The 26,168-nt window shown below is 52.5% G+C and carries 26 protein-coding genes and 1 tRNA gene; 19 read left to right on the top strand and 8 right to left on the bottom strand.

Translation table 11 applies throughout. The features are described from left to right. Positions 1-9: 9 nt before the first annotated feature. On the top strand, positions 10-1,962 hold the full coding sequence (gene pulA, locus J2Z18_RS17225) for a type I pullulanase (RefSeq protein ID WP_007128569.1): 1,953 nt from the start codon (positions 10-12) through the stop codon (positions 1,960-1,962). A gap of 105 nt (positions 1,963-2,067) precedes the next feature. After that, on the top strand, positions 2,068-3,675 hold the full coding sequence (locus J2Z18_RS17220) for an S-layer homology domain-containing protein (protein WP_007128568.1): 1,608 nt from the start codon (positions 2,068-2,070) through the stop codon (positions 3,673-3,675). Positions 3,676-3,912: 237 nt separating this feature from the next. Here J2Z18_RS17220 and J2Z18_RS17215 read toward each other — a convergent pair whose 3' ends face one another. Then, positions 3,913-4,149, bottom strand: a complete 237-nt coding sequence (locus J2Z18_RS17215; protein ID WP_007128567.1) for a WGxxGxxG family protein — start codon at positions 4,147-4,149, stop codon at positions 3,913-3,915. A gap of 226 nt (positions 4,150-4,375) precedes the next feature. Beyond that, positions 4,376-5,359: an iron-hydroxamate ABC transporter substrate-binding protein gene (locus tag J2Z18_RS17210; RefSeq protein ID WP_007128566.1), complete on the bottom strand. Its 984-nt coding sequence runs from the start codon at positions 5,357-5,359 to the stop codon at positions 4,376-4,378. A gap of 247 nt (positions 5,360-5,606) precedes the next feature. Between J2Z18_RS17210 and J2Z18_RS17205 the strand changes: the two genes are divergently transcribed. Next, the gene (locus tag J2Z18_RS17205; protein ID WP_007128565.1) at positions 5,607-6,062 is read left to right on the top strand and encodes a RidA family protein; all 456 of its coding nucleotides are present in this window, start codon (positions 5,607-5,609) and stop codon (positions 6,060-6,062) included. Between the two features lie 52 nt (positions 6,063-6,114). Here J2Z18_RS17205 and J2Z18_RS17200 read toward each other — a convergent pair whose 3' ends face one another. Continuing rightward, positions 6,115-6,963, bottom strand: a complete 849-nt coding sequence (locus J2Z18_RS17200) for an alpha/beta hydrolase family protein (protein ID WP_007128564.1) — start codon at positions 6,961-6,963, stop codon at positions 6,115-6,117. 290 nt (positions 6,964-7,253) lie between these two features. Between J2Z18_RS17200 and J2Z18_RS17195 the strand changes: the two genes are divergently transcribed. The 8 genes from J2Z18_RS17195 (at position 7,254) to J2Z18_RS17160 (ending at position 11,920) form a co-directional block, all read left to right on the top strand. Continuing rightward, positions 7,254-7,326: transfer RNA gene (locus J2Z18_RS17195), tRNA-His, on the top strand. Positions 7,327-7,444: 118 nt separating this feature from the next. Then, positions 7,445-7,705 (top strand): YqkE family protein, encoded by a 261-nt coding sequence (locus tag J2Z18_RS17190; RefSeq protein WP_007128563.1) that lies wholly within the window; start codon positions 7,445-7,447, stop codon positions 7,703-7,705. 145 nt (positions 7,706-7,850) lie between these two features. Then, complete coding sequence (locus J2Z18_RS17185) at positions 7,851-8,564, top strand: DsbA family oxidoreductase (RefSeq protein ID WP_007128562.1); 714 nt, start codon at positions 7,851-7,853, stop codon at positions 8,562-8,564. Positions 8,565-8,659: 95 nt separating this feature from the next. After that, a complete protein-coding gene (locus J2Z18_RS17180; RefSeq protein ID WP_007128561.1) occupies positions 8,660-9,466 on the top strand; it encodes a GNAT family N-acetyltransferase in 807 nt (268 codons plus the stop codon). Positions 9,467-9,597: 131 nt separating this feature from the next. Beyond that, a complete protein-coding gene (locus tag J2Z18_RS17175; protein WP_007128560.1) occupies positions 9,598-10,194 on the top strand; it encodes a DUF4269 domain-containing protein in 597 nt (198 codons plus the stop codon). Next, on the top strand, positions 10,187-10,648 hold the full coding sequence (locus tag J2Z18_RS17170; protein WP_210095077.1) for a DinB family protein: 462 nt from the start codon (positions 10,187-10,189) through the stop codon (positions 10,646-10,648). Before J2Z18_RS17175 ends, J2Z18_RS17170 begins: the two co-directional genes overlap by 8 nt. Positions 10,649-10,767: 119 nt before the next feature. Continuing rightward, positions 10,768-11,421, top strand: coding sequence for a TVP38/TMEM64 family protein (locus J2Z18_RS17165; RefSeq protein WP_007128558.1), 654 nt, complete (start codon positions 10,768-10,770; stop codon positions 11,419-11,421). A 175-nt stretch (positions 11,422-11,596) separates the two neighbouring features. Next, the gene (locus J2Z18_RS17160) at positions 11,597-11,920 is read left to right on the top strand and encodes a hypothetical protein (RefSeq protein ID WP_007128557.1); all 324 of its coding nucleotides are present in this window, start codon (positions 11,597-11,599) and stop codon (positions 11,918-11,920) included. Between the two features lie 81 nt (positions 11,921-12,001). Here the strand turns inward: J2Z18_RS17160 and J2Z18_RS17155 are convergent, their stop codons facing one another. Genes J2Z18_RS17155 through J2Z18_RS17145 form a run of 3 tightly spaced genes read right to left on the bottom strand, consistent with a single transcriptional unit; the run spans position 12,002 to position 15,559 of the window. After that, positions 12,002-14,125 (bottom strand): CotH kinase family protein, encoded by a 2,124-nt coding sequence (locus tag J2Z18_RS17155; RefSeq protein WP_210095076.1) that lies wholly within the window; start codon positions 14,123-14,125, stop codon positions 12,002-12,004. 18 nt (positions 14,126-14,143) lie between these two features. Then, a complete protein-coding gene (locus tag J2Z18_RS17150; protein WP_007128555.1) occupies positions 14,144-14,842 on the bottom strand; it encodes a DUF4956 domain-containing protein in 699 nt (232 codons plus the stop codon). Between the two features lie 3 nt (positions 14,843-14,845). Continuing rightward, entirely contained in the window at positions 14,846-15,559 is a 714-nt protein-coding gene (locus J2Z18_RS17145) for a polyphosphate polymerase domain-containing protein (RefSeq protein ID WP_210095075.1), read from the bottom strand. Positions 15,560-15,745: 186 nt separating this feature from the next. Between J2Z18_RS17145 and J2Z18_RS17140 the strand changes: the two genes are divergently transcribed. The 4 genes from J2Z18_RS17140 (at position 15,746) to J2Z18_RS17125 (ending at position 19,560) form a co-directional block, all read left to right on the top strand. Continuing rightward, positions 15,746-17,092 carry a sensor histidine kinase gene (locus tag J2Z18_RS17140; RefSeq protein ID WP_210095074.1) on the top strand — a complete coding sequence of 449 codons (1,347 nt, stop codon included), beginning with the start codon at positions 15,746-15,748 and terminating at the stop codon, positions 17,090-17,092. Then, positions 17,089-17,721, top strand: a complete 633-nt coding sequence (locus J2Z18_RS17135) for a response regulator transcription factor (protein WP_007128552.1) — start codon at positions 17,089-17,091, stop codon at positions 17,719-17,721. Before J2Z18_RS17140 ends, J2Z18_RS17135 begins: the two co-directional genes overlap by 4 nt. Before the next feature lie 215 nt (positions 17,722-17,936). Continuing rightward, complete coding sequence (locus tag J2Z18_RS17130) at positions 17,937-18,899, top strand: DoxX-like family protein (RefSeq protein WP_210095073.1); 963 nt, start codon at positions 17,937-17,939, stop codon at positions 18,897-18,899. Then, on the top strand, positions 18,883-19,560 hold the full coding sequence (locus J2Z18_RS17125; protein WP_210095072.1) for a DUF4166 domain-containing protein: 678 nt from the start codon (positions 18,883-18,885) through the stop codon (positions 19,558-19,560). The genes J2Z18_RS17130 and J2Z18_RS17125 overlap by 17 nt, the downstream gene beginning before the upstream one ends. Here the strand turns inward: J2Z18_RS17125 and J2Z18_RS17120 are convergent. Then, positions 19,550-20,896 (bottom strand): MFS transporter, encoded by a 1,347-nt coding sequence (locus J2Z18_RS17120; protein ID WP_210095071.1) that lies wholly within the window; start codon positions 20,894-20,896, stop codon positions 19,550-19,552. The genes J2Z18_RS17125 and J2Z18_RS17120 overlap by 11 nt on opposite strands. Before the next feature lie 273 nt (positions 20,897-21,169). After that, entirely contained in the window at positions 21,170-22,051 is an 882-nt protein-coding gene (locus tag J2Z18_RS17115; protein ID WP_210095070.1) for an AraC family transcriptional regulator, read from the bottom strand. Positions 22,052-22,207: 156 nt separating this feature from the next. Here J2Z18_RS17115 and J2Z18_RS17110 point away from each other — a divergent pair, with 156 nt between their 5' ends. The 4 genes from J2Z18_RS17110 (at position 22,208) to fakB (ending at position 26,084) form a co-directional block, all read left to right on the top strand. Beyond that, a complete protein-coding gene (locus J2Z18_RS17110) occupies positions 22,208-23,527 on the top strand; it encodes a sulfatase-like hydrolase/transferase (RefSeq protein WP_210095069.1) in 1,320 nt (439 codons plus the stop codon). Between the two features lie 269 nt (positions 23,528-23,796). Then, positions 23,797-24,552, top strand: coding sequence for a DUF2087 domain-containing protein (locus J2Z18_RS17105; RefSeq protein WP_210095068.1), 756 nt, complete (start codon positions 23,797-23,799; stop codon positions 24,550-24,552). Positions 24,553-24,696: 144 nt separating this feature from the next. Then, on the top strand, positions 24,697-25,059 hold the full coding sequence (locus J2Z18_RS17100; protein WP_007128545.1) for a GIY-YIG nuclease family protein: 363 nt from the start codon (positions 24,697-24,699) through the stop codon (positions 25,057-25,059). A 182-nt stretch (positions 25,060-25,241) separates the two neighbouring features. Then, complete coding sequence (gene fakB, locus J2Z18_RS17095; protein ID WP_210095067.1) at positions 25,242-26,084, top strand: fatty acid kinase binding subunit FakB; 843 nt, start codon at positions 25,242-25,244, stop codon at positions 26,082-26,084. Positions 26,085-26,168 lie beyond the last annotated feature (84 nt).

Raw genomic sequence — 26,168 nt, 5'->3', positions numbered from 1 at the left:
GTGAAGAGCTTGTCCGTACAGAAAGAGAGCAATGCTGTTATCGATTATGGAGATCTGTCAGTAACCGGCGGCGTATCGGTGTTCTCCAAGGAATTTGATCAATTATTTTATTATGACGGTGACGATCTCGGCCTGACCTATCGTCCGCAGGAGAGCCTATTCCGCCTCTGGGCGCCGACGGCAAGCGAGGCCTATGTGTTAGTCTATTCCGATTGGAAGACAACGGAGGCGGACCGTTATGCGATGACCCGCGATGTATCGGGAACATGGCTCCTGCGGGTGAAAGAGGACCTGAAGGGCCGATTCTATACCTATCAGGTTCGCATTGGTGAGCAATGGAATGAAGCCATTGACCCTTATGCCAAGGCCGTAGGCGTTAACGGCGACCGCGCTTATATTCTAGACATGTCGACAACCAATCCGGAGCGCTGGACCGAAGCGAAGCCTAAGCTTGAAAGCGCTGTGGATGCCGTCATTTATGAACTGCATGTTCGGGATTACACGATCCATCCAGACAGCGGAGTTCATCTTAAGGGAAAGTTCGCAGGGCTGACCGAAGCGGGCACAAAAGGACCCGAAGGAATCCGGACGGGACTTGATCACATTGTGGAGCTCGGGGTTACCCATGTGCAGCTGCTTCCCGTATTCGATTACGCAACGGAAAGCGTGGACGAGACTCGGCTTGATGAGCCGCAATATAATTGGGGCTACGATCCGAAAAATTACAATGTGCCCGAAGGTTCTTATGCCTCGGATCCTTATGTGCCGGAAGTTCGGATTCGCGAGTTCAAGCAATTGGTCCAAGCGCTGCATGATCGCGGACTCCGGGTCATCATGGATGTGGTGTATAACCATGTGTACGATGGTTACTTAATCAACTTCACGAAGCTTGTGCCAGGTTATTATCTACGTTATAAGAAGGACGGCAAGTTTTCGAACGGCTCGGGCTGCGGCAACGATACGGCAACCGAGCGGCCGATGATGCGCAAATTCATTGTGGAATCCGTCCTGCACTGGGTCAAGGAATACCGCATTGACGGCTTCCGCTTCGATCTGATGGGCCTAATGGATGTAGAGACGATGAATGCAATCCGCGGAGCGCTTGATGAGATCGATCCGTCGATCATCATGATCGGGGAAGGCTGGGTCATGGACACCGAGCTTGCGCCGCAGCTGCGCGCCAATCAGCAGCAGGCTGACCGGATGCCGAGAATCGGACATTTTAACGATGGGTTCCGCGATGCGGTTAAGGGCGATATTTTTAAATATCAATACAAAGGCTTTATTAGCGGAGGAACTGGGCTCAAGGACCGGGTGAAGCAGGGTGTTGCCGGTGGTATTTCGTATTCGGCGGATATACGGTCATTTGCATCCGAGCCTGACCAGAATGTGAATTATGTAGAGTGTCACGATAACCATACGCTCTGGGACAAAATCCAGCTCTCCACGGCTGGCGAGAGCGATGATATTCGCCGGGACATGCACCGGCTGGCATCGGCCATCACGCTCACCAGCCAAGGGATTCCGTTCATTCATGCCGGTCAGGAATATTACCGGTCCAAAGGCGGGGTCGAGAACAGCTATAATGAGCCGGATGAGGTGAACCGCCTGGATTGGCGGCAAGCAGCGGAGCATCAGGACGGCGTCAAGTATATTCAGCGGCTCATCCAGCTGCGCAAGGAGCGTCCGGCATTCCGGCTGCGGGATGCGGAAACGATTCGTAAGCATCTGCGTTTCGAGGCTTGTCCGGAGCAGGCGATCGCCTTCACGCTGCGAGATCACGCCGGCGGCGATCAGGCCCGGCATCTCTATGTTCTCTATTATGCCGGCCGAAACGAGGCTACCTTAAGTCTGCCGGAGCTTGGAGAATGGACCGTCCTCTTAGGGGAAGAGACGATCAAACAGCTGTCCCCGACAACATTGACTGTGGATGGGATCGGGGCCGTTATTCTTTCCTGCTGAAGTACGGAAAGAGCTTAAGCGATATTACCAATAAATGAGCAATGCCCGATTCTACGATCATCTGATATGCTGAGATAATCAGATGATAGAATCGAGGCGTACCACTTGAAGAAGTATTTCCTGACGTTATGTGTTTTGCTGTTACTGGCAGGCGTGATTCATCCTGTTCAGGTATCGGGACTTGGGGCTCCAAGCCAGCCCGCGTTTCATGATATCTCCGGAAGCTACGCAAAGGAAGCGATCTTGCGTTTGGCGAAGCGGGGGATCATAAGCGGGGACGGCAATGGAGCTTTTTTGCCGAAAAACCACATCTCCCGAGCCGAATTCACGGCGATGCTGACAAGGCTGCTGAAGCTGTCACCCGTGAACAATGACCTGTCCGCGTTCCGGGATGTACGGCCTGCTGCCTGGTATTACGGCTATGTGCATGCTGGACTGAACGTATCGATCGTGCAGGGGAGCGGTGCATATTTCTATCCGAATGCGCAGATTACCCGGCAGGAGGCTGCCGTCATGATGGTCCGGGCGATGAAGGAGAGCGGTAAAGGCAGCGGGAGCAGTGCCTGGAGATACTCGGACTCGGGCTCCATTGCCGGTTGGGCCCGGAGCGCCGTAGGACGAGCAACGGAAACGGGATGGCTGCAGGGAGGCGAGGGCCGGTTCAGACCGCTGGATCCGATTACCCGCGAAGAGACCGCCATGCTGCTGGACCGCGTCCTTCGTACGGGCAACGTCCAATCCGTGCTGGACCGCCAAGAAGGAGCAAGCGTACGAATGGGATGGCTGTATAACGGAACGACCAGCCAGTATATAAGCTATGCTAAGAGGGCTGGACTGAACGTTCTCGTGCCGCGATGGTATTACCTGAACGCCTCTGGTAAGCTGTCGGATAATACGGATACGGCGCTGCTGAATTGGGCGCATAAGAACGGCCGTGAAGTGTGGGCGATGATAGGAAACCGGAGCAACGCCGAGATGACGCATCAAATCCTTAGCAGCGCCACGCTCCGGCAATCGGTGATCAGCAGCATCGCTGCCAATACCGTGAAGTATGAACTGGATGGAATCAACATTGATTTTGAGAATGTGATGCCCCAGGATCGTGAGAATCTGACGCTGTTCGTTACGTTATTATCTGCTGAGATGAAGCGCCTGGGTGCCAAGCTGTCGATTGACGTATCCCCGGATCTAAACACGGATTGGACGGCGGCGTTCGATTATGCGGCACTCGGCAGGCAGCTGGATTATCTCGTGCTGATGAGCTACGACGAGCATTGGGGCGGCTCGCCCAAAGCAGGCTCCGTATCGTCCATTTCTTGGTCGGAATCTGCATTACAGCGGCTCCTGACCCAGATTAGGGCGAATCAAGCGATTGTCGCCTTTCCGTTGTATACGAGGGACTGGAAGCTGGCCTCCAGCGTTTCCTCCGAGGATATCACCTTGGTGGAGCAGGGCCGGCGAATTCGAAGCTTTCAGGCTCCGATATCGTGGAATGCGGAAGCGGGACAATATGAAGCGGAATACCGCTCTGGCGGCGTTCAGCATCGGATCTGGACAGAGGACGCCCGTTCCTTGTCCGTGAAGCACCTGATGGCTTCGGCGTATCAAGTTGCCGGCTTCGCCTACTGGTATCCGGGAGCGGAGACCGTTGACGTCTGGAAGGCGATCCCGAACGCCCAGCGCTATGCTTCCTATTCTTTCTATATTCAATAGGTGTGCACTTCTTAAGCAATGGCTGGAAGTTAAATGAATAGTCGTCCGGGTAAGCCGGTTAAGGTTCACTTTGCGACAAAAGGCTGTATCTTGGCAAGCCAATGCCTGCTAAGATACAGCCTTTTTGATGTTTAACGAGATGCGGCTCACTACACAAACGTATTCATAATCTTACCAAACTGCCGGCAAAAAGGCGGTCAAAAAGAACAAAATCACGTATGCTTTTGAACTTTTTGACTATTGACGTTCAGGATTGCGGCGTCTCAGACCGGCGAGGCCAGCAAGACCGATTAATCCCAGCCAGCCCCAGTCTGTATCGTTGTCACGTGTAGCATTTGCGTTATAACTGTTGGTGTTCACGTTGTTGGCATTCACATCGTTTGTGTTCATGTTGTTATTATTCGCAAAAGCTGGAACCGCAAGAACGAGAGCCAAGCTTAATCCGGCTAAGAATGAAGCGAGGATTTTCTTCATTGAGGTGCAACTCCTTTCCGTTAAAGTTGATTTATTTAGTGGAGGACAGGTACCAGAATTATGTTGCCCTTTACAAAGGGGATTATTCTTTGCTTAGAAACAAGAAAAATATTTTCAAATATCAGAGCAAGCCCGAAATAATCAGGAATAACGTAAAAAAAAAAACCGAACCAAGCTCGGGAAAGAACTTGATTCGGGGGAGTCTGGTTTCGATCATTGTAATTCATTAATCGGTCGAGCCGTCGCCAAGGAATCCGGTCTTGAAAATATTCAGCAAATATTCAAGCGTAATCGGATCGCTATAAGTGGCAGCCTCCGTATCGATTTCAATGACATGTCCGTTTTTGACGGCCGGGATGCCCTTCCAAATATCGGTCTTCATGAACGCGGTATCGGCTTGCGAGTTTCGGCTAAGCACAATATAATCTCCCGCATAATCGGAGAGCACCTCTTGCGACAACGCAAAATATCCGGGGCCGAGGGCATCCTTCTCGACTTTTTCAGGCATTTTCAATCCCATGGCCTGATACAGGATTTCGGTGCCTCGCGCCCAGTTATTGCCGAATACGTAGAAGTTCTTGGCCGAATCGGTTTCAAACACGGAAACGGAGACATCATCGCCTTCCGTCGCTTTGATTTCGCTGCCGATTGCTTCCGCACGCTGCTTGAAATCATCGATCCATGCCTGAGCTTCCTGCTCCTTGTTGAGGAGCTTTCCGATCTCAAGCTGCTGGGATAAATAGTCCAGCTTTCCCCAGGTAAAAGCAACGGTAGGAGCGATTTGGCCCAGCTTATCGAGATTCTTCATTTCGGTGCCGGCAATGATCAGATCCGGATCCTGTTCGATAATCGTCTCGAGGTCCTCCTCCGAAACGACGGTTACGCCCTCCAACTTGTCCTTGAACAACGGATTCGCATTCGTCCACTGATCGACGCCAACCAGCGGTACGTCGAGCGAGAGCACGTTCGGTGCATACGTCAACGCTACGATCCGTTTGGGATGGGCAGGAACCTTCACGGGACCTTTCTCAGATTGGTACGTGATCGTCTCCTCGGATGGATTGGCGACCGTCGTCGTGTCCGCATTCTGAGTGTTATGAGTGTCCTGATTATTTTGAGTCGATGAGGCTGGCGTTCCTGAATCAGAGCCGCAAGCGCTGAGGATCACTAAAAGCAAAACGATAAAGGGAATGAACAGCTTGTTCTTCATTTCGATTCTCCTTGTATGTAGAATAATAACAGCAAACTAAACGATAATGATTATCATTTTCATATATGAGATACTGTAAAGGATCGTTTGCCGACTGTCAATCCATAATTTTCAAATCAGGGTAACAACAATTAAGCGAGTAAGAAATCTTTAGGCAGGGGGAACAGCATTTTGCTTGCAAAGGGAATTTTCCATGATACAATAATCGAAATTCAATGGAAAATATGATAAAGGGGAGTAGACGGACATGGGAGGGAATGTGGAGCAGCGGTTGGCGGAGATGGGGATCGTTTTGCCTGCGGCTAGCGTACCTGCAGCGAAATACGCCAATTACGTAATCGTAGACGGAATAATGTATGTGTCCGGGAAAGGTCCTGCGGGTCATCCGAGAGGCAAGCTGGGGGTAGATTATACGACCGAGCAGGGATATGCCTTCGCCCGTTCCGCCGGCATCGAAGTGCTGGCCGTATTGAAGGAAGCTTTGGGCTCTCTCGATCATGTGAAGCGCGTAGTCAAGGTCCAAGGGTTTATCCATGCTTCTCCGGATTATGAGGAGCATCACAAGGTGCTGAACGGCTTCTCTGATCTAATGGTTGAAGTGTTCGGGGATAACGGGAGTCATGCACGGTCCGTCTTTGGTGCGATATCCCTTAGGGACCAACTACCGGTGATTGTTGATTCCATGTTTCAGGTGGAGGTCTGATTGGGACGGCGGTCAAACTGATGGCATCCCGAGAGCCTAAACCCGGGAGCCGTTAAACTTTCATCAGCCAATCGCACATGCGATGAACCGCCGCTTCATGCTGCGGCGGGGGAAAATGATGCTTCAGATCCCGGTAGAAATGGGTCTCCACCTGCCGGCCAAGCTCCGCGAGCCTGTCCGCCATTCGATAGCTGTGCCCGATAAGGACCTGCTCGTCGAGGGTCCCGTGGACGATTAGCACCGGGATCTCAAGCTGCTCCGCGTAATGCAGCGGAGACCTAGCGAGATATCGCTCCGGCACTTTGTTCGGAGAGCCGCCGATAACCCGTTTCATCATCCGTCTGAGGTCGATCCGTTCCTCATATGTTTGGGCCAGGTCCGATACCCCGCTCCATAGAATGAGCTTCGCAACCACTGGCGAGATAACCGCTGCCTTGGCGGCATTGATCGCACCCCGGGAGAAGCCGAGCAGATAAATCCGGGCCGGGTCGATCCAAGGTATGTTCCTGAGCCAATCGATTGCGTTTACGACGTCCATCGTATCGGCTCCGCCGAACTCATCCCGCCCCTCGCTGCCTTCGTTTCCGCGATATGCAGGGGCGAAGATCGCGAAGCCGTGCATCGCGAACTCTTCGATCCACTTCAGGCGCACCGCTCCGACGCGGCCGATTCCGCCCCTGCAATAGATCAGGAGGGGAAGCTTGCGGGTTGATCCGCCAGGATGTTGAAATTGTTTATCCGGGCGCCATGAGCAAGCCAGTGTGCCTTTGACCGAAACGCCGGGCTGAGTACCGGCTATGTCAGCCATAGACTGGCTAATCGCATGGGGAAGCTGAGGCGGAAGACCCAGGTAACCCTTAACATGAAGCGCTTCGGAAAGATAATCAATATGATAAATCACGATGAATCGACCTCCAGCTGCAACACAATGCAAACGGTTTTTAGTAATTTTTCGTACACCCGTGCTTTCGTTTTTTTTTCGAATAACCGTTTCTTCAACATTCTCGTTAGTATAGTATTTACCGCAGAAAGAAATCAATATGTTTCGATCCAATCCGGCAGTGGCCGGCAATCCGCGAGAGCAGGGTTTTGATGAAGATGCATGGATCTGGATGGAAACTTTTACAATTTGCACAATCTTGAATCCTATGCTATATTAATTATCCGGACAGCTAGTCCATTTATAAGATGGCGGTCGTGGCGAAGGGGTTAACGCACCGGATTGTGGCTCCGGCATTCGTGGGTTCAAGTCCCATCGATCGCCCTTTATATTATACATAAACGAGAAGAGAGGGCCGCCAGGCCCTCTTTTTTTGCATCCTCCAGTGCTGTCAGTCCGCATGGAAGATGGTATAATGATGAGGAAACCGAGGTGAGTGATTATGGCTAAAAAGAAACGGAACATGCCCGCTCCAAGTGCTTCGCAGGCCGACAAGCCGGCAACGTTGAAGGATCTTCTGAACCCAGAGCTGCTTCAGAAATTGAAGGAAACCTCCGAAACATTAAAGGCCTCGGAGGCTGAGCGTTTGGAGAAAGAAAGACAGGAGCGCGAGGCAGCCCGCGCAGCGGAGCAGAAGCGCCGTGATAACGATTTTGAGTATTTGCTGGAGAACAGTGATATGGACTGGAAACGATATAAATGACAGGTGGACGATAGCCATCTTTTTTTTACGATCAGAAAACCGAATTTGCCTTTCCCTTATGTGGTGATAAAGGACTTTTCTTGCAGTAATCCAGAAAGAAAGTTACAATAAGTAAGTAAAATACATGCTTGCAGGGGGTAAGACGATGAAGGTTGAGATTTGGTCGGATTTTATGTGTCCGTTCTGTTATATAGGAAAGCGTCGTTTCGAGAATGCACTGGCCTTATTTCCGAATAAGGATCAGGTCGAGGTGGTTTACCGGAGCTTCGAGCTTGATCCGGACGCTTCGTATGAGCCGGGCGTGTCGATGGATGAATTGCTGGCTTCAAAATACGGGATGAGCATTGAGCAAGCCCGGGCGGCGAACGCCAACGTTACGCAGCAGGCGGCAAGCGTCGGCCTCACGTATCACATGGACCGCATCATTCCAGCGAATTCCTTCGATGCCCATCGACTGGTTCATTTTGCAAGCCAGCATGGAAAAATGAAAGAGATGACAGAGCGGTTGTTCTACGCTCACTTTACAGAGGGCGGCAATCTGCAGGACCGCTCCTTGCTGGCCGATCTGGCCGCCGAGGTTGGTTTGTCGCGGGAAGAGGCAGATGCGGTGCTTGATGGTGACGCGTATAGCTCGGAAGTACGCGCTGATGAAGCGGCTGCCCACCAGCTGGGTATTCGCGGGGTGCCTTTCTTCGTGCTCGGAGGCAAGTACGGCGTATCCGGCGCACAGCCGCTTGAGGTATTTACGGACGCTTTGGAGAAAGCCTACCGTGAAGCCCATCCGCTTGTGATGGTGAACGAGAAGGATGCGGGGATATGTGCCGACGGATCCTGCGATCTGCCCGGCAGCACGAAATAAATAGGTGATAGACAAACAGCCTGAGGATGCATAGCTCGTATGATCTTCAGGCTGTTCTCTTATCGCCGTCCTATCACAGATCGATGGAGGTTATCATGGACGAGCTCCCAACGAAAGAGGTAATCTTACATATTCAGCGCTCCGAAACGGAGTACATGCACGATCGGATGGATGCCATTGCGAAGCGGCCGGGCAACCCGGAGGGCGTCCTGATCGAACGGTTCGGCCATGCGTTGTGCCTGTACAGCAAGACCATGCCGTGGCTTTCCTTTAACACCGTAAAAGGCATTCAATCGGAGGACATCGGCCATCTGGATGCCATAGTTGATTTCTACCGGTCGAGGGATCGGAGATTTCAGATCGAGATCGTGCCCTCCACGGCAAATGAGGAACTTTTGAAGGCGCTTGCGGAACGAGGGCTGTACCAGTCAGGGTTTCATAATTCGATGTATATGCATCCGGTCAACATGGAAGAAGAGGCGGATTCGGCTATCGAGATCCGGCATGTCACCGAGCATGAGTTCGAGCGGTATGCGACGATCCATTGCCGGGGAACCGGACTTCCTGATCAGGGGATTCCGTCCGTGGCCGCAAATAACCGGGTGCTCGCAGCGCGGAAAGGCTGGAGATTTTATCTTGCCTATGTGCAGGATGAGCCTGCCGCGGCTGGTGTGATGTACATAAATGAAGGCATAGCCTCTCTAACTTTCGGGGCGACGCTGCCCGAATATCGCAGGCACGGACTGCATCGGCTGCTCCTTCGCCATCGGATTCGGATCGCCCAGCAAACGGGCTGCAGCTTAGTCGTCGGCCAGTGCGGGTTCTTGTCACAAAGCCACCGCAATATGGAAGCGGTCGGTATGCGGCTCGGATATGTCCGGACGACGTGGACGGAAAGGTAGGACCTGGGGGATAGCTACAGGATACGATCCTTCTTCCAGACCGGCAGCCTAATTTGCGGGGAGGTTTTGTTTGTTAGTTTGTTGGTTGGTTCGATGGCGTGCAGCAGGCCGGGAAAGGAAAAAGATTGAGCATGCAGGACATAAAGTTTCTGAATATCGATTATTTGTATCAGGGTACGGAGAAGCAGAGGCAGGCCGCGCTCGTCATGGATGACCTGAGGCTGTTTGCCCATCTGGCACCGTATGATCCGATTCTCGTTGGCACGATCCCTATTGGCATCGACATCCCGGGAAGTGACCTCGATATCGCCTGCCGCGTTACGGACTTCGCTGCATTTGAACAGACCATCCACGAGGTTTTCGGACATCTGCCGGATCTGTCGGTCGATAGCCGAAACGTTAATGGCATGGATCGCATCGTGGTCCGCTTCCGGTACAAAGGCTGGATGTTCGAAATATTCGGCCAGCCTGTGCCGACGAAACAGCAGAACGGATACCGGCATATGGTCGTAGAGTATCGGCTGCTTCAGCTGATAGGCGAAGCCGGAAGAGAACGGATTATCGAACTGAAGCAAGCGGGAATCAAGACGGAGCCGGCTTTTGCGGAGCTGCTGGGAATTCCAGGCGATCCTTATGCAGCTCTGCTGGACATGTATAACTGGTCGGATGATAGACTAAACGGATTTTATCATAAATTATTAGCGAGGGAGAGGAACGAAGATGAGTGAGAAAGAACAGCTGCTCAGCGAATATGGGGAATGGATCGATCGGGTAAAGGAGCTTGCAGATCGGGATGAAACGTTGTGGAGCACCCCGCTGGCCGAAGGCAAGTGGACGGTTCGCGAGGTTGTCTGTCATATTTTCAGATGGGACGAATACTTTTTCGCAGAGGCGATTGAGAAGATTGCGCGCGGGGAAGCTCCGACCTCTGAACACTTGAACTATGACGAGTTTAATGAAAATGCCAGAGATTATGCGAAAGCAAGCACAACCGAGGATTTGGTCCGCCAGACGATTGCAGCGCGGGAGCAGCTGATCGAAGCGATCCGGTCCATGCCGGAGGATGTGTACGACGGGGATTACACGGATAAAGACGGTCATCCGTTTAAGGTCGCGCAGTTTATGAAGGATTTTATTTGGCATGACAAACATCACCTAAGACAGCTGGAGCTGATCGGATAAGTGTAAGCTGATTGCTGGACTGACACCGGCTCCCTGAAAAGCAAGCTAATCCTTATATAGATTCAGGGTCGGTATTGATTTATACTATAGGCAACTGACGATAGAAATGAGTGAACGCAATGCCGACGGGTTATTTGGATATCACGTCTTATTTTACGGAGAGCAACCTGGAGTGGTTTCTGGAGCAGTTCAGAGCGCTTGGCCCTTTGCCGGGGATCCTGCTGACCTTCATGAAATCCTTCGTTCCGCCAATGCCGACGATTGTGATCGTAGGGGTGAATGCCGCCGTATACGGGTTATGGGAAGGGTTCCTGTATTCTTGGATCGGCATGATCGCAGGCTGCCTGACAACCTTTCTCCTGGTGAGGAAAATATCCGACAGCCGCTTTCTCGCGCGCTGGGCAGCCAAGCCCAAGGTACAGCGGGGAATGCGATGGATTCAGAAGAACGGGTTCAGTTACGTGTTCTTGCTCGGCATTTTACCGGTCGGTCCGTTTGTCGCCGTTAATATTGCCGCCGGTCTGGCGAGAATGCATATCCTATCCTACCTGCTGGCCGTAACATTAGGAAAAGGCATTATGGTATTCTGCGTATCCTATATAGGTGCGAACCTGTCCGACATTGCAGCCGAGCCGTATAAGCTTGTCGGCGTTCTGGCCTTTATCGCTCTATCCTTATGGGGGAGCCGGCGGCTGGAAAGCTATTATGTAAACAGTCATGCGAAGAAAGCGGAGCATTCTCCCGTTACCGACCTGAACAGCGAAGCACCTTGATGTTGTCATGCGGTTAGCAGGGGATTGAACCATCGTGATCGGTGCATGCACGGCCCAGAGATGAGATAACCTACGTCGATGGTGTGCGATTACGGGATATCATAGAAGTGTTAGAAGGCTTCCGGCTGGTCCGGAACTGTCCACGCTGATCATAGTATGAGGGGAGGGGTGCGTGATGGCCAAGCTGGGAAGCGCCATGCTGGAAATCGTCCGAATGATGGTCTTATTCATGCTCAGTACTGCAATCATAACGAATATCGAACTGGCTGTTTTGCAGTCATGGGTGTTATGGAAAGACTATTATATCCTGTTCCTGTTCTTAGGGAATGTGCTTGGGTTTATGGTTCTGTACCGTAATCGTCTGCAGTTTGGCGGATGGTACCGCTCCAAGGCCACGCAACGGAGAATGTCCCGCCAGATGACAGCTGTGACGATTACCGCCGCAGCCGTTATGATTGCGCTGCCTGTCATTCTGGATTTACTTGGGCGTTTAGCATAAAGGATTATGGTATGTAACCAACAAGCTCCATTCATTCGCTTTGGAATGAATGGAGCTTGTTATGTGATGATGAGATGTGAGTTACAGCTTTTTGCGTTTATACAGCGTAACGATAAGACAGGCCGCAATGAGAAGGAGGACGGAGATCCCGGTATAGACCAGCTCTTGCATATTCCCTTGCTCCTGGTCTTGACTGTTGTTCCAATCCTGCAGTCCCATGCCCCGGCCGCCCGGCATTCCGCCGCCCATCCCGCCGCCGAATTCGCCAAAGCGATTCGTTTGCTGCTCCTGATTGGCATTCGGCTGCCCGGTTTGAGCGTTGGTGTCCGGGGCTGACGCATTCCCGGGCACCGCTCCTTGGCCAACTGCGTCCTGTTGTGATGGTTGCTGGGCTCCTTGCTGCGACTGCTGAAATTGCCGAGCTCCTTGTTGGGATTGCTGTGACGTTACCAGCGAGGACTCCTGCTGGGCTTCTTGCTGTGATTGCTGCTGCGACAGCTCCGGTGTTTGTTCACCAGCCTGCGCCTGCGATGCGGGAACGGTGTTCTTGTTATCGGCCGTGCGATTTGCTGCGGCTGCGCTATCGGCCACCGTGTTTGTCGCCGTGTTGCCGGAGCTGTTAGCGGTTATCCAACGATCCACTTGCGGTGTCACGTCCTGTCCGCCGTTGGCACCTTCAGCAGCGCCCGGGCCATTCTGCGGCATACCGCCGTTGGTATCGTCAGCTGCGCCCAGGCCAGTACCGCTCTTAGCAGCGTCCGCATTATCCTGCTCCATATTACCGCTGGCTCTGTTTGCAGCGCCAGCGGCATCCTCGGGCATACCGCCGATACCGCCAGCAGCACCTGCTTCACCCTGCGGCATGCTGCCTGCAGGATCTGCATCGCCCGGCTGCATGCCGCCCAAGCCTCCGGGACCCATGCCGCCACCGCTGCCGCTGCCGTCTCCGGAAGAAGGGAGCGTGCCGTCCAGCTGCTGCTGGATATTCTCCGTTGATTGCTGGACGAATGTGAGGAGGGCAGGCACGGCTTCCTCGTACTGCTCGTACGTATAGAAAGGCCGCGGTTCCTGCTGCACGTGCTCGGATATCAGCGCCTTGAGCTGTTCCACGCGCTTCGCGAACGTTTCCTGCTTGAGGTATCCATCCAGCATGTCCTGAAGGATGGCGTGATAGCGCTCCTTGTATTCACCCACCTCCAGGAGCTTCGCAACGAGCGGCCGCTCGGCTACGGCCCCTTGGGTCGGTTCGTCGATCAGGATGCCGGAACCGCCGAACCCTCCAAAGGCCATGTTGTAGTCCCAAGGGAGAATGGAGAAGACCCCCTTATTCTCATATAAATAATAATTCTGTTTGTTCATGCCGAGATAGCTGTCCATATTCGATGCGGCCACATTTAGGGCGATATACCTCAGCGCCTGGTCCACATCAAGAACCTGCTCGTAATCGGAACCGTTATTCAGCTCATCCAGCATGTCGATCAGAACGTCGTCATTGGAGGATTTGGACTTCATTTCTAGGCCCGTGTACGAATCCGGATCCTGACCGAGCCAGGTCAGATCGCTGCCGGCGCCGGTCATGACGCCCTTATACAAGGCACCGTATGCATTCCCGAAGTGGCGCTCCAGATAAGAATCGCCGATCTGCTCGACGGCAAGGTAGAATCCCCAAAGCTCGCCGTTAATATAGACATTGACGTACGAGAAGCCAGGCGTTGGCAGGCCACCGGATGCCGCCAGCTCGTAGGCGAGAAATTCTCTCATGTACGTTGCGTCGCTGTAGTTGTTGTTGAGATTGATTTTGCTGATCCCGTCCAGCGTTTGATTCACATATTCATCGAAGGACAGCTTGAAGCTATAACGATCGGAGTCGGAGTTGACCACGCTCCGCAAGCTCAAGTTGCCTTTGGTCCGAATGCCGACATGTTCGAACTTCTGCCCGTTATAATCAACCGACGCCTCTTTATACTCCTCCGCTTCGGCATTGTCGATCATATCCGCAAAATCCGCTTCATCGATCGTAATCTTCACATCGATGACCTGATCCTTCGGGAACACCGTGGACACGCTCTCCTGCGCGGCTGCGCTCCCATCCTCCGCCTTATTTGCTTGGCTTGCACGGGGTGCCAGCCAATCCTGACAGCCGGATAAGAGAAGCATCAAGGCCAGCAGAAGGGACAGGGGAGCTGCGGCATATTTTGTTTTCATATCGAGACACCACCTGTCTTAGGATACATAATCGCCGCTGTAGCTGATCAGGACCGCGTTATGGACGCCGGGGAGTCCGGACAGCTTGTTGACGAATTCGCCCTCGGCATCCTTCAGTCTGACTTCCACCGTCAGCTCGATGTTCCCGTTTGAAACGGTTTTTTGCTTCAGATTGTAACGTTTTACCGCTTCGGCGATGCGAGTGCGAACCGCCTGCTCGCTCTGCTCGTCTTGGCAATGGACGACAAGAAGATAGGGGGTGTCGACTGAGGCTTTTTTTATGAAGAAGAACAGAATGAGGCCTACGACCACGGAACCGATCGCCGCCAGCGTATAGAAACCTGCGCCGGTTACGATGCCTGCAACAGCTGCCCAGAACAGAAAGATCAAATCGGTCGGGTCTTTGATCGGGGTCCGGAAACGAACGATGGACAGCGCGCCGACCATACCGAGCGAGAGCACGAGATTGGAGTTGATGGCGATGATCACAACCGCCGTAATCATGGTCATTCCGATCAGGGACACGTTGAAGCTCTTCGAATAGAGCACCCCGCTGAATACCCGTTTATACAGCAGATATATAAACAATCCGATGACAAAAGCGATGGCGAGCGTAATCAATATTTTGGCGATGCTGATATCGGATGCGAAGTTCTCGAGGACGGATTTTTTGATAATATTAGAAAAGTTGGTCGTTTCGTTAGACGTTGCATTCATGAATTATTGATCCTCCCAAGCGTTATACTTTAAAAATTTTCGGCAAATAACGTATTTCGATGCGGACTGGCGCTGAAGTCCCTCCAGCTGCAGGGCAATCTTGATGTAATCCGGTATATACTCGTCATACTTGACTTCAAGAATGATCAGATTCTCATCAATAGCCTGGATCGACAGCAGCTCCCGGTTGAACAGATCCACCGAGTGGAGCCCTGTGCGCAGCTCCTTGTCGAACGTGATCCGGACATTGCCGTTTGCGCATACGTACGGTTCACGGACATAATCGACGATGACCTTCGGGCGCAGCAGGTTATGCTTCATCTCGTGATAGAGTTCCATCATCAGAGGCTTGTCCGGCTGGTACAGACATTCGTAATCCCCCGCCATAATCCGGTCCGTCATCTCCCGGGTAAGGGGCTCTTTCAGCTTCGCGATGTAGTCGCGGAACTTTATCTTTTTCTCAAAATGGATCACGTCGTCCTTCACGTTATAGATGCGAATCCGGTATTTTACGCGGTCCCGGACGCCGGCCAGCTTCTCGTGCAGCGCCTTATTATTGATATCGTCGAAATACAGGCTTCGAATATGGTATTCTCCGGACGGTCCCGCATGGTTATCGTGACGGATCAAATGGTTCAACCGCTGCCGGATGATCCGGTATTGATGCATGTTGACAAAAAACTTCAGTTCATTCCGGTATTTCAATCCTTTGTTCATGCTTCCACCTCATTTCTGTCAGTTCGCTTATTTGCTTCTGAAACCATGCTATCAATCGTTTCTGATTTCTGGCTTAAATCCAGCTGAATGTAAACTGAGTGTTTTCGTGATGTAAAGCGTGCTCCATTTGTCGAACAGGTATGGTAGGATGAAACTAGAAAATGAAAGAGGATAGGGCGATGTGAAATGCTATACTATGTGGCGGCCTTATGGATCGCGGCAATCGTGCTGCTGGCGAACCAGCCGCGGCAAGAGGTGAATCGCTGGGCGGCTTTCTTCTTATTCAGCTCAGGCGTAGGCGGCTTAACCCAACTCCTAGAGCCGGACGGCTTTATACCGGCTTCATTTGAGCCGATCATTCAAAGCTTCAATCATACGATGTCGCCTTACGGGGTGCTTGTATTTTGCATCGTGTACACCCGGCAGCAGATAGATCCGGTCAAGCTGCGCTACTTCAAGCTCGGGCTGCTGTTGCCCCCGCTTATAACGGTACTCCAAGTCATCGTTTTTCCTGAGCATCGGATCGATTTCGGGCTGCTGCTTGTCTGGACAGCTCCGTACTATTTCATATCGTGCTATTTATTAATTCGGGCCTATGTACAAGAAATGAATCCGAACAGACGCAGAAGTCTGCTGATCACGGCCATGATTATGGTCCCTACGCTGCTGGGCGTGATGCTTCTGATTAATGTCGGGAGCCTCTTGTATCCCGGTTATGATTTCTTTCAATATGTATCGCTGCTAATCGTATATTCGTTCGTCGTCGGGTTGATCTGCGTGTTCGTGTATGGTGTGCTCGGCATGCGGCTGAAGGTTGAACGGGATCCGATGGACCGTACAATGCAGGCGGTTTCGACGGGAACCTCCCTGCTGAACCACACCCTCAAGAATGAAATCGGAAAAATCGCTCTGAGCACGGAAAATGTGAAGCAAATGTTGCAGCCGAACCAAGGGGCTGCGCTTGAGCAGCTCGGGATCATCACACAGGCGTCGGAGCATCTCCTTGCCATGACGGAGAGGATTCAGCAGCAAACGAAGGAGCTCGTCCTGAAGGCGCAGCCGGTTCGGCTGGATCAACTGGTCAAGGAGCTCTTGCATCGCGAGCACGAAATGCTGCGTAGTCATGGGGTTGAGGTCAAGCTCCACATCCGGCAGCGCCCGTGGCTGCTGATCGATCCGGTTCATGTTACCGAGGCGGCGGGCAACCTGCTGCAAAATGCAGTCGAGGCTACACCCAGGGCCGGGGTGATCGAATTGACGGTCGATGCCGGACGACGGGGCGCGGTGATCTCGGTCAAGGATTATGGCAACGGTATTCCGGATGGGCTCCAGGCGCGGGTATTTGAACCTTTTTACAGCACCAAGAAGGATCGACGAAGCAATTACGGATTAGGTCTTTCCTATGCATACCATGTGATGAAAAAAAGCGGGGGATCGATAGGCCTGGAGAGCCGCCAGGGGGAAGGAACCGAAGTGTCCCTGTATTTCCCCCGCCGGGTGTTGGTACGACTGGCAGGAAGGGGGGAGGAATGAGCCCGATACAAATTTTTCTGGTTGAAGACGATCCCGATTGGATCAAGGCGATGACTGTTTTTCTGAACGGACAGGAGGACATGCTGGTAGCGGGGGCCGCCCAGACGCCGGAGCAGGCAGCCGCCATGGCACGCGTCCTTTCGTTTGATGTTGTGTTGATGGACATACAGCTCACCCCGGGACAGCTGGACGGCATTTACACGGCCGCCGACATTTTGGAAATCAGGCCGCAGGCCAAGGTGATCATGTTAACCTCCATGGATGACGAGCAGACGATCACACAGGCCTTTACGGCAGGAGCCGTGCAATATATCGAAAAGGCGAGGTTCAAGGAGCTGCCGGGGGCGATCCGCGGTGCCCTGCTGCATGCCGGTCCGATGGAGGCGCTGCTGAAGGAATTTTCCCGGTTGAAGCGGGAGGAGCAGCTGCGGGGCTTAACACATGCGGAACGGGAGGTATTCGAGCTGATGGAGAAAGGGTACACCCATGCGCAGATCGAGCATAAGCTGTTCAAATCGGAAAGCACGTTAAAGAATCAAATTAATAAAATCCTGAAAAAGCTTGGCGTAAAGAGCGGCAAAGAAGCCGTTGAAAAGGTGCGGCGAAAAGGGATCATAAAGGATCGTTAGCGGTTAGGGCGAACGCCCGGTGCAAGGTTTTGAGCCAAAAACATAGCGTATTTATTGTGGGGGGTACTACGAAACGTAGTACCTTTTTTGGTTGTGGTTCTATGAAAGTCGGAACTAACGGGAAAGTGGATTCGGCTGTATGCTGAATGCATGAATACCCGGTGAACGAAAATGCTGTTACGCCGGTAATGAAGCTGGTATGGAGGAGTCGGAGCATGAAGAGAAAGCCGATCTATGTGGAGATTGATATCGAGTCGGATCTCGATACGCTGTGGAAGCATACGCAGCGTCCGGAGCTGCATCAGCAGTGGGACGTGCGGTTCTCGAGCATCCATTACTTGCCTAAAGGCGATTCCAAGCATCAGCGGTTTCTATATAAGACCCGAATCGGATTCGGTCTTACGATCACCGGAATTGGGGTGACCCATGCGTTTTCGCGACGGGAAGACGGGGATCGGATGTCAGTGCTGCGTTTTGGCTCTGATCAGAACATATCTTTGATCCGCGAAGGCAGCGGATACTGGCGATACCGGGATGGAGGGAGAGGGGTCATAACCTTCTCGACCCAATACGATTACAAGACACGATTTGGCCTGATCGGCGCTTGGTTTGACCGGCTGGTGTTTCGTCCGATGTTCGGGAAGGCTGCAGCCTGGAGCTTTGACGTGCTGCGGCTGTGGCTGGAGAGGAGCATTCCGCCTGCCGTGTCGATCCGGCAAACATGGATCCATGCTTGCAGCGTATTGACGCTGGCACTGCTGTGGATCTACGAAGGATTGGTGCCGAAGCTGCTGTTCCCGGAGGGCGGGGAGCTGGAGATGCTGCAGCACATCGGCTGGTGGAGCGGTCAGGAACGCGCAATCCTTGGAATGCTGGGCGTTTTTGAGATATGTATTGGCTTGATCAGCCTTACATTTCATAAGAGCCGATGGTGGTACAGGCTCGAGTCCGTCCTGCTGGCGGGACTGATGCTGGGAGCGCTCATCCCGGAGCCTGCCTGGCTTAAAGCACCGTTCAATCCGCTGCTTCTGAGCGGCACGATGCTCGTTCTATGTCTGCTTGCCTCCTGGTCTTCGACAGATTTGCCAAGTGATTCCCGATGCTTGCGGGAGCCGGGCACTCCAAGGACAAGCAAGGTGCGGCAGAAGGAGGAGAGAGCCCATGATATCCATTTATGAGAAGGCGCTAGGCCGGGAATTTCGGAAGCTTCATCCCAAAATCCAGGAGAGGTTCGGGTTCGGCAGCAAGGATATGGTGGCCTCGATCGGCGAAGGGACTATGGATGAGATTTGGTATGCGCGCTGGGCAAAGCTCCCGCTCTACATCGGAACGGTGCGCCACATTATGTTCCCTGAACGGGGACTCCATATCCCGTTTCGGATTGAGAACTACGCCTATTTGGATCGTTACGGACGAGAGACGGTGACTTGGTGCAGAAGCTTTCAATTTCCATCGGGCATTAGAAGATTTGACGCGACGATGATTTACAGCCAAGAGCGAAACGGCATTGTGGATTATCTGGGAAGCAAGCAGCATTTAGCGGTAGACCTTGAAGTGTCGGTCAGCGGCAATGGCGGAATATGTATTCGCTCAGGCGAGCAGCGGTTCTACGAGGGGTGGCTTGGGTTTCGCTTTCCGGCGGGACTCACGGGAACGGCCGATGTGTGCGAATGGTATGATGACCGGCATCAAACCTACCGGATTCGGGTGGATGTGTTTAACCCGCTGTTCGGGCCTGTTTTCCGCTATCGCGGAAGCTTTCAGGCCCGATTCATATCGACGCGGGGCAGCGGCGTTCCTTCGCATGTCAAGCCGCTGCGCGAAGAAGCTAGAGCGTAGACGCGGCGGATTCAGGCACCTTCTTACGCTTAGGCTCCCGGAACATGCGGTAATACAGAAACGACGAGAAGACGTAAAGCGTGCCGGTGATGCAAAAGGTGATCGCATAACCCCAATAGCTGCCGTAGGTGGTAACCAAAGCGGACTGCACCGGGCCCATCGTCGCCCAGCCCATCATGAACGCCGTCTGGGTCACGGAATTTGCGATTCCGCGTTTGTCGTCCGGTACCCGGTCGATCAGAATGGAGGATTGGATCGGGTTGGCCGCGTTCATCAGTGCTTGACGGAACAGGAATCCGATGGACGCCACGATCAGGATGTTGGTAAAGCCGGTCAGCACCAGGAAAGGCAGGGACATGACCTGGAAATAGACGACGGCCCGAACGGCGCCGACCCGGTTAACCAGCGTAGGCCCGATCAGCATGGATACGATCGTCATCACTTGTCCCAGGGAGATCAGAATGCCGACCGCCGAGAGCGATACCGAGAACCGATTCGTGAAATACAGATTCAGATACGGCACGACGAGGCCCGAGCCCAGCCCGATCAGCAGCTGGGCCAAGGCGAATTGACCGATGATTCTATAATCTTCGCGGTGTGCTGTCTTACCGGAACCGGCCGCTGCAGGCTGCAGTGAAGGCTTGTCTTTCGTGAAGGACGGCTGCTGCTTCGGTACCGTTTCCTGGTCGGGATGGACAGGCTGCGGTTCCTGCGGTTCGAGTGATTCCCACTTGTCGGTTGTAAATAGCAGCGGAACGAAGGCAGCGAAGGTGGCAACGCCCCCGATGAGCAGTGCGAACTTCAAGCTGCCGACTTTGTTCATGCCCAGCGCCTGCAGGGCATCGGCCAGGAATCCCCCTCCCATGCTGCCAAGCACCTGGGAAGCAAGCACTAGGGAGGCGTGAATGCTGAAGATGCGCATGCGCGCCTGCTTCGGCGTGTTTTCCGCCAGAAAAGGAATGGCGAGCACCTGGAAGAACGAAGCGAACAATCCGGTGTATATTGCCAGCCCCATTAAGCTGAATTCGCTTTCAAAGAGGGAGCGGGCGATCAATCCTGCACCGCTGAGCAAAGCGCCGAGCACCAGGATCCGTTTGCGGCTGGTGCGGTCTCCGATCAAGCCGATCGGGATAAACATCAGCGCGGTAGCCAGGGATTGAACGCTGACTACGGTACCGTTCATGGAATCATTATAGCCGAGGCTTTGTATGTACAGATTGTAGAGCACGCTGAACATGCCTGTACCGAACTGGTACAGCACATTGGCGAGGAAAAAAAGCTTAATATTACGCGGCCAGGTTCGCAGCTCATTTGCTGACCGTTGTATAATTCCCATGATGATACCCCCTAATTTTGACAGCAGCAACCTCTATATTTTAGCAGGTTCGCTTCATAGGAGGAAGAAGAGATTGTAGGAGAGTCAGAAAACAGTGCCCATATTATGGTAAAAAGCGAAGCCGCTCAGGGCGCTGCTGACGGAAGGCAGTGTCGAAAATCCATCCGGGCCGCCTGGAGGTCTAAAGAACATCAGATGAATCCCGATAGCATCCAGATGGATCGCATAGTATCCAGGCAGATCTCGATAGTATCCAAGTGGATCGCCGTTATATCAAGGATGCCCTTCTCGTGCCGGAGATGAAAGGCGTTGTGTCTTCATGAAAGCACTCGGGGTTATTCCGAAATACCGTGTGAAGGCACGGGAGAAGGTAAACAAATCCGAATATCCCAGGGATAAGGCGGTATGCGTAATGCTGGTGCCCTCGGCGGATAACAGGCGGGTTGCTTTTTCCATGATCAACTGCTGCATGTAGCGGGACGGGGAGATGCCGTACCTGCGGGTAAACGCTCGGGTGAAATGACTGCGATGAACGCCGGCCCAAGCTGCGAGCTGTTCCACGGACAAATTCTCCGTGCAATGAAGCTGCATATACCCGGGGATGGATTCAAGCCAGTCGCACGCAGCCGAAGAAGAGGCTGAGTTCCGGTGCCGGTTCGGATCGATGCTGTGGATCAATTGAAAGCCCAGCGACATCAGCTGAAGGCTATGGTCCAGCTGGGGCTGCCGGAGCAATCGTTGAATCTCCTTGATGACAGCCAAGGCGTTGTCCCCGAATGCATGTTGACGATAGGGCCGCTCCGCGCATAACTCGACATGCTTCAATATGGATGGCATTTGCTCGCCCATAAAAGCCGTCCAGGTGATCGTGGTAGACGGCTGGTCGCAATCCTTGACGTACGTATAGACCGAACCGGGGAAGAGGCAGAACAGATCCCCTTCCGAGAGGGAGACGCTGCTGCCGTCCCAACAGAATCTTACCTTGCCGCTGGCAACGAAATGTATACTATAGAACTCGACGGACCGGGGACCGACTTTTTCAGTGAAAAAGGGTTGAGAACCGGATTTGTATATCCATAAACCCAATTGAGTTTCAAATGAAGCCGGGTTGTTAAAGTATTCTTCTCTGGATGAGTGAAGGTTATTAAATGTCATGGTTCCTCCTGCCGGCTATGCCTCAGCCATTTCTTTTGTTATTTCAAACTATGCAACATATTGTATAACGATTGCAAGAATTGAGCATTCCGCGCAGTCCTGCCAAAGGTTACGATGATGAGGTACAAGTCATGCATGGTAGAGGTGAATGGAGACATGAAACAACCGAATTTTATCGTTATTTATTGTGATGATCTAGGTTATGGGGACCTTGGATGTTATGGATCCGATACTGTGACAACCCCAAATCTGGATAGTTTGGCGGGTGAAGGCATTCGTTTTACGAATTGGTATTCCAACTCTCCGGTCTGCTCTCCGTCAAGAGCCTCTTTATTGACAGGCAAATATCCGGCCCGAGCGGGAGTAGGCGAAATCCTGGGGGCAAAGCGCGGATTGGATGGACTTCCCTCCACCGAAGTGACACTGGCGAAGGCGCTCAAGCCCGCGGGGTATCGAACGGCATTGTATGGAAAATGGCATCTTGGCGTATCCGAGGAAACCAGTCCGAACGCGCATGGGTTTGATGAGTTTTTCGGATTTAAGGCGGGCTGCATCGATTTTTACTCGCATATTTTTTACTGGGGCCAAGGCCATGGCGTCAATCCTCTGCATGATCTATGGGAAAACGAAACGGAGGTTTGGGAGAACGGCCGGTATATGACAGAATTGATCACGGAACGTTCGGTTGATTTCATCAAGCGATCTCGAGAGCAGGAGGATCCGTTCTTTTTGTTCGTATCGTACAATGCGCCGCACTATCCGATGCATGCCCCGAAGGAATACATGGACCGGTTTGCTCATTTGCCTTGGGATCGGCAGGTCATGGCTGCCATGATTGCCGCGGTGGATGACGGCGTGGGGGAGATCGTGAAGGCCCTGAAGGCTGCCGGTTGTTACGAGAATACGGTCATCTTCTTCTCCAGCGATAACGGACCGTCCTCCGAGAGCCGGAACTGGCTCGACGGAACGGAAGACGTGTATTACGGCGGGACCGCGGGAATCTTTCGGGGACATAAAGCAAGCCTGTTCGAGGGCGGAATCCGTGAACCTGCCATACTGAGCTGGCCGAACGGATTGGAAGGCGGACAAGTACGCGATGAGGTTGGAGTTATGATGGACATCGTACCGACCTTTCTGGATCTGGCTGGCGTCGATCCAGCGACAGGACCGCTTGAAGGCGCAGAGCTGGATGGAAGCAGCCTGAAGGAAATGCTGCTAATGGGCGAGCCGTCGCCGCATAAGCAATTGTTCTGGGAGTACCAAGGCCAACTGGCCGTTCGGGAAGGCGATTGGAAGCTGGTGCTGAACGGGAAGCTTGATTTCGAGCGCCTGGTGCCGGATAAGGTTCATCTGTCCGATCTGTCGAAGGATCCCGGGGAGCGCTCCAATCTGGCGGATCTTCACCCTGAGATCGTGGAGCGGCTAAGCCGGGACGTTCAAGCTTGGTATGAGGAAGTAGAAGCAAGTAGATCATAAGCTTGGCTGTAAAGTGTATCAATGAAGTCCTAGTGGTCGTGCAATGAAGCCCCGGTAACGGGGCTTTTTCAATTTTGACGACAGCAGGTTTTATTTTCCGAATATTTTTTAATAGAGCGAAATGGGGCAAAGGTAAGTATAAATCCTCCGATCTGGCAATATAGGCTGATCCATTGTATTTCGTTGAAATAATAGACATAATAACAAAATGTCTATATAATCAATATATGATTAACATGATGCTCAATATATGAAAAGTGGTGGTTGAATTGGATCATACGGAACGATTTTGGAATGCGTCGGTCGATGAATTGAAGCGGGGCTATGTTGAGGACGAGGCGAGCTTCATGTGCCTGTTATGCGGTAAATCCGTCGAGAAGGGGATCATTTACCCCGATCATGACAAGCTGTATGAAGCTGAACGATACATGAAGGTTCACATTCAGCGTGAGCATGGCTCGGTATTTCAATATTTGTCGGGCTTGGATAAAAAATTGACAGGGCTGACTGAGCATCAAAACCGGCTGCTGCAGCTGTTTTATCAAGGGAAGAGCGATAAGGAAGTCCAGCAGGAGATGGGGATCGGCAGCGCGTCCACGATCCGAAATCACCGGTTTGCGCTGAAGGAGAAGGAACGCCAGTCGAAGGTGCTGTTGACCATGATGGAGCTGCTTAAAGAGAAGGATAATCATGCGCCGGCGATCGTGGAAATTCCGAAGCAAGCCCGAATGGTCGATGAACGCTATAACGTAACGGAGGAGGAGCGGCAGGCGATTTTGGCAAAGGTGTTTCCGCACGGAACTCAAGGCCCGCTGAAGACCTTCAAGCTTAGGGAGAAGCAGAAGTATGTCGTGCTTCGGGAAATCGCGACTCGCTTTGAGCCCGGCAGGGTATACACTGAGACGGAGGTTAATGATTTGATCGGCCGCGATAATCCCGATTACGTTACGATTCGTCGTTATTTGGTCGAATACGGCTTTATCGACCGGAAGGATGATGGCAGTGAATATTGGCTGACGACATAGCTGGTCACGTTGGTGGGCAGTTAACAGGAACAATCAAGAGCCGAACAGCCAGCTTGTACTTATGGTCTAAGGCTGTAGCATCGGGAAGCTTAGAGCCCGGGTTGTTAGAGGCAGTGCAGTAATACAAGAGGAGGCAAGGTAACAATGAACCGTAGAGCGGAATTGACGCAGATGTACAAGGAAATCAAGATCATCGCCGGTGTCTACCAAATCCGGAACAAGGTGAATGGAAAGGTGTTTGTCGCGGGCACGCCGAACTTGAAAACGATGAACGGCAAGCGCTTTGAACTGCAGATGGGAACCAGCTATAACAAAACGCTGCAGCAGGAGTGGAACGAATTTGGCGAGGATGCGTTTGAATTTGAAATTTTGGAGCAGATCGAGCCTAAGCCGGGCGTCTTCTTCGATATGAAGGACGCGGTGAATAAGCGGGAAGAGCATTGGATTCGGAAGCTTGAGCCGTTTGGCGAAAAAGGATACAACCCGCCGCCTAAAAATAACGGATAAGAATAGGGACCATTCCACGACAATCCTGCAAAACCGCGAATGTCGATTTTGCAAAAATACGAATACAGTGGAGATATTCCTTCCATTTGCATGCGCAGCTATGGTGAGATATGATGGGTTCAGCGGCTTAAATCGCTTCCATAACTATTTCATAAATACGAAAGCGAGACGTGAACAACATAATGAGATCCATAGCATGGGTTACCGACAGCACAAGCACGATCGATCCCGCGTTCGCCCGGGACCATCATATCTATATTGTGCCCTTGCGATTGATTCTTGGACAAGAAACGTATCGGGAAGGCATTGATGTGACGGCTGAAGCCTTTTACGAGAAAATGAAGGATGAACCCAAAGTCAGCAGCTCACAGCCTCCGATCGGGGAATTCATCGAGTTATACGAATCCCTGAAGGGAAAATATGATGATGTCATTGCGATCCATTGCTCGTCCGAGCTGAGCGGGACATTGCATTCGTCGATCCAGGCTGCCGAAATAGCTGAGGTACCCGTGGTAGGAATAGATTCGAGAGCAGGAGCCTTTCCGCTCCGCGAGATGATACGATCCGGCATTGAGTGGCACAAGCAGGGCGATACCGTACAGACGATCAAGGAGAAAATCCAGGCCTTGGTCCATAATATGTCCTTCTATCTGATCCCCGCCAGTCTTCACCGGCTGCACAGCAGCGGCAGAGTATCCGGGACGCAGCTGCTTCTGAGCAATCTGCTCCGGATCCATCTGTTGCTTCGGTTCGAAGAGGGCAAAGTGATTGTGGAGGATAAGATCCGCACGTTCAAGAAGGCCAGACAGCGAATGCTGGAGACGTTGAAGCATGAGATTCAAATGATTAAAAAGGTCTGCATTATGCATGCGAACAACGAGGAGGAAGCGGAGGAGCTTCGGAAGGAAATCAGCGGCGCGCATCCGAGCGTGAAGACGGAAGTCATGACGTTCATCCCGGTCGTCGGCGTTCATGCCGGCGAAGGAACGATCGCGATGTCCTGGATTCGGCATTATCCTGCATAATCATTGACATATTATTGGTAGAGCCTGCAGAAGTTAACTGCAGGCTCTTTCCTGCTTCACGGCCGCAGTTTGTTGCTGCTGTTC

This window comes from Paenibacillus lactis (assembly GCF_017873605.1).
GTDB classification, from domain to species: Bacteria; Bacillota; Bacilli; order Paenibacillales; family Paenibacillaceae; genus Paenibacillus_AQ; species Paenibacillus_AQ lactis.
The sequence above is the reverse complement of the archived record's forward strand: the minus strand, read 5'-3'. Positions and strand labels throughout refer to the sequence as shown.

Coding starts and splice junctions, on each gene's coding strand:
- J2Z18_RS17160 (WP_007128557.1), top strand. CDS start 11,597: ATGGCCAAGCTGGGAAGCGCCATGCTGGAAATCGTCCGAATGATGGTC.
- J2Z18_RS17175 (WP_007128560.1), top strand. CDS start 9,598: ATGCAGGACATAAAGTTTCTGAATATCGATTATTTGTATCAGGGTACG.
- J2Z18_RS17115 (WP_210095070.1), bottom strand. CDS start 22,051: ATGACATTTAATAACCTTCACTCATCCAGAGAAGAATACTTTAACAAC.
- J2Z18_RS17145 (WP_210095075.1), bottom strand. CDS start 15,559: ATGAACAAAGGATTGAAATACCGGAATGAACTGAAGTTTTTTGTCAAC.
- J2Z18_RS17155 (WP_210095076.1), bottom strand. CDS start 14,125: ATGAAAACAAAATATGCCGCAGCTCCCCTGTCCCTTCTGCTGGCCTTG.
- J2Z18_RS17120 (WP_210095071.1), bottom strand. CDS start 20,896: ATGGGAATTATACAACGGTCAGCAAATGAGCTGCGAACCTGGCCGCGT.
- J2Z18_RS17165 (WP_007128558.1), top strand. CDS start 10,768: ATGCCGACGGGTTATTTGGATATCACGTCTTATTTTACGGAGAGCAAC.
- J2Z18_RS17150 (WP_007128555.1), bottom strand. CDS start 14,842: ATGAATGCAACGTCTAACGAAACGACCAACTTTTCTAATATTATCAAA.
- J2Z18_RS17110 (WP_210095069.1), top strand. CDS start 22,208: ATGAAACAACCGAATTTTATCGTTATTTATTGTGATGATCTAGGTTAT.
- J2Z18_RS17170 (WP_210095077.1), top strand. CDS start 10,187: ATGAGTGAGAAAGAACAGCTGCTCAGCGAATATGGGGAATGGATCGAT.
- J2Z18_RS17130 (WP_210095073.1), top strand. CDS start 17,937: ATGAAGAGAAAGCCGATCTATGTGGAGATTGATATCGAGTCGGATCTC.
- J2Z18_RS17125 (WP_210095072.1), top strand. CDS start 18,883: ATGATATCCATTTATGAGAAGGCGCTAGGCCGGGAATTTCGGAAGCTT.
- J2Z18_RS17140 (WP_210095074.1), top strand. CDS start 15,746: ATGCTATACTATGTGGCGGCCTTATGGATCGCGGCAATCGTGCTGCTG.
- J2Z18_RS17205 (WP_007128565.1), top strand. CDS start 5,607: ATGGGAGGGAATGTGGAGCAGCGGTTGGCGGAGATGGGGATCGTTTTG.
- J2Z18_RS17210 (WP_007128566.1), bottom strand. CDS start 5,359: ATGAAGAACAAGCTGTTCATTCCCTTTATCGTTTTGCTTTTAGTGATC.
- J2Z18_RS17135 (WP_007128552.1), top strand. CDS start 17,089: ATGAGCCCGATACAAATTTTTCTGGTTGAAGACGATCCCGATTGGATC.
- J2Z18_RS17185 (WP_007128562.1), top strand. CDS start 7,851: ATGAAGGTTGAGATTTGGTCGGATTTTATGTGTCCGTTCTGTTATATA.
- fakB (WP_210095067.1), top strand. CDS start 25,242: ATGAGATCCATAGCATGGGTTACCGACAGCACAAGCACGATCGATCCC.
- J2Z18_RS17215 (WP_007128567.1), bottom strand. CDS start 4,149: ATGAAGAAAATCCTCGCTTCATTCTTAGCCGGATTAAGCTTGGCTCTC.
- J2Z18_RS17190 (WP_007128563.1), top strand. CDS start 7,445: ATGGCTAAAAAGAAACGGAACATGCCCGCTCCAAGTGCTTCGCAGGCC.
- J2Z18_RS17100 (WP_007128545.1), top strand. CDS start 24,697: ATGAACCGTAGAGCGGAATTGACGCAGATGTACAAGGAAATCAAGATC.
- J2Z18_RS17180 (WP_007128561.1), top strand. CDS start 8,660: ATGGACGAGCTCCCAACGAAAGAGGTAATCTTACATATTCAGCGCTCC.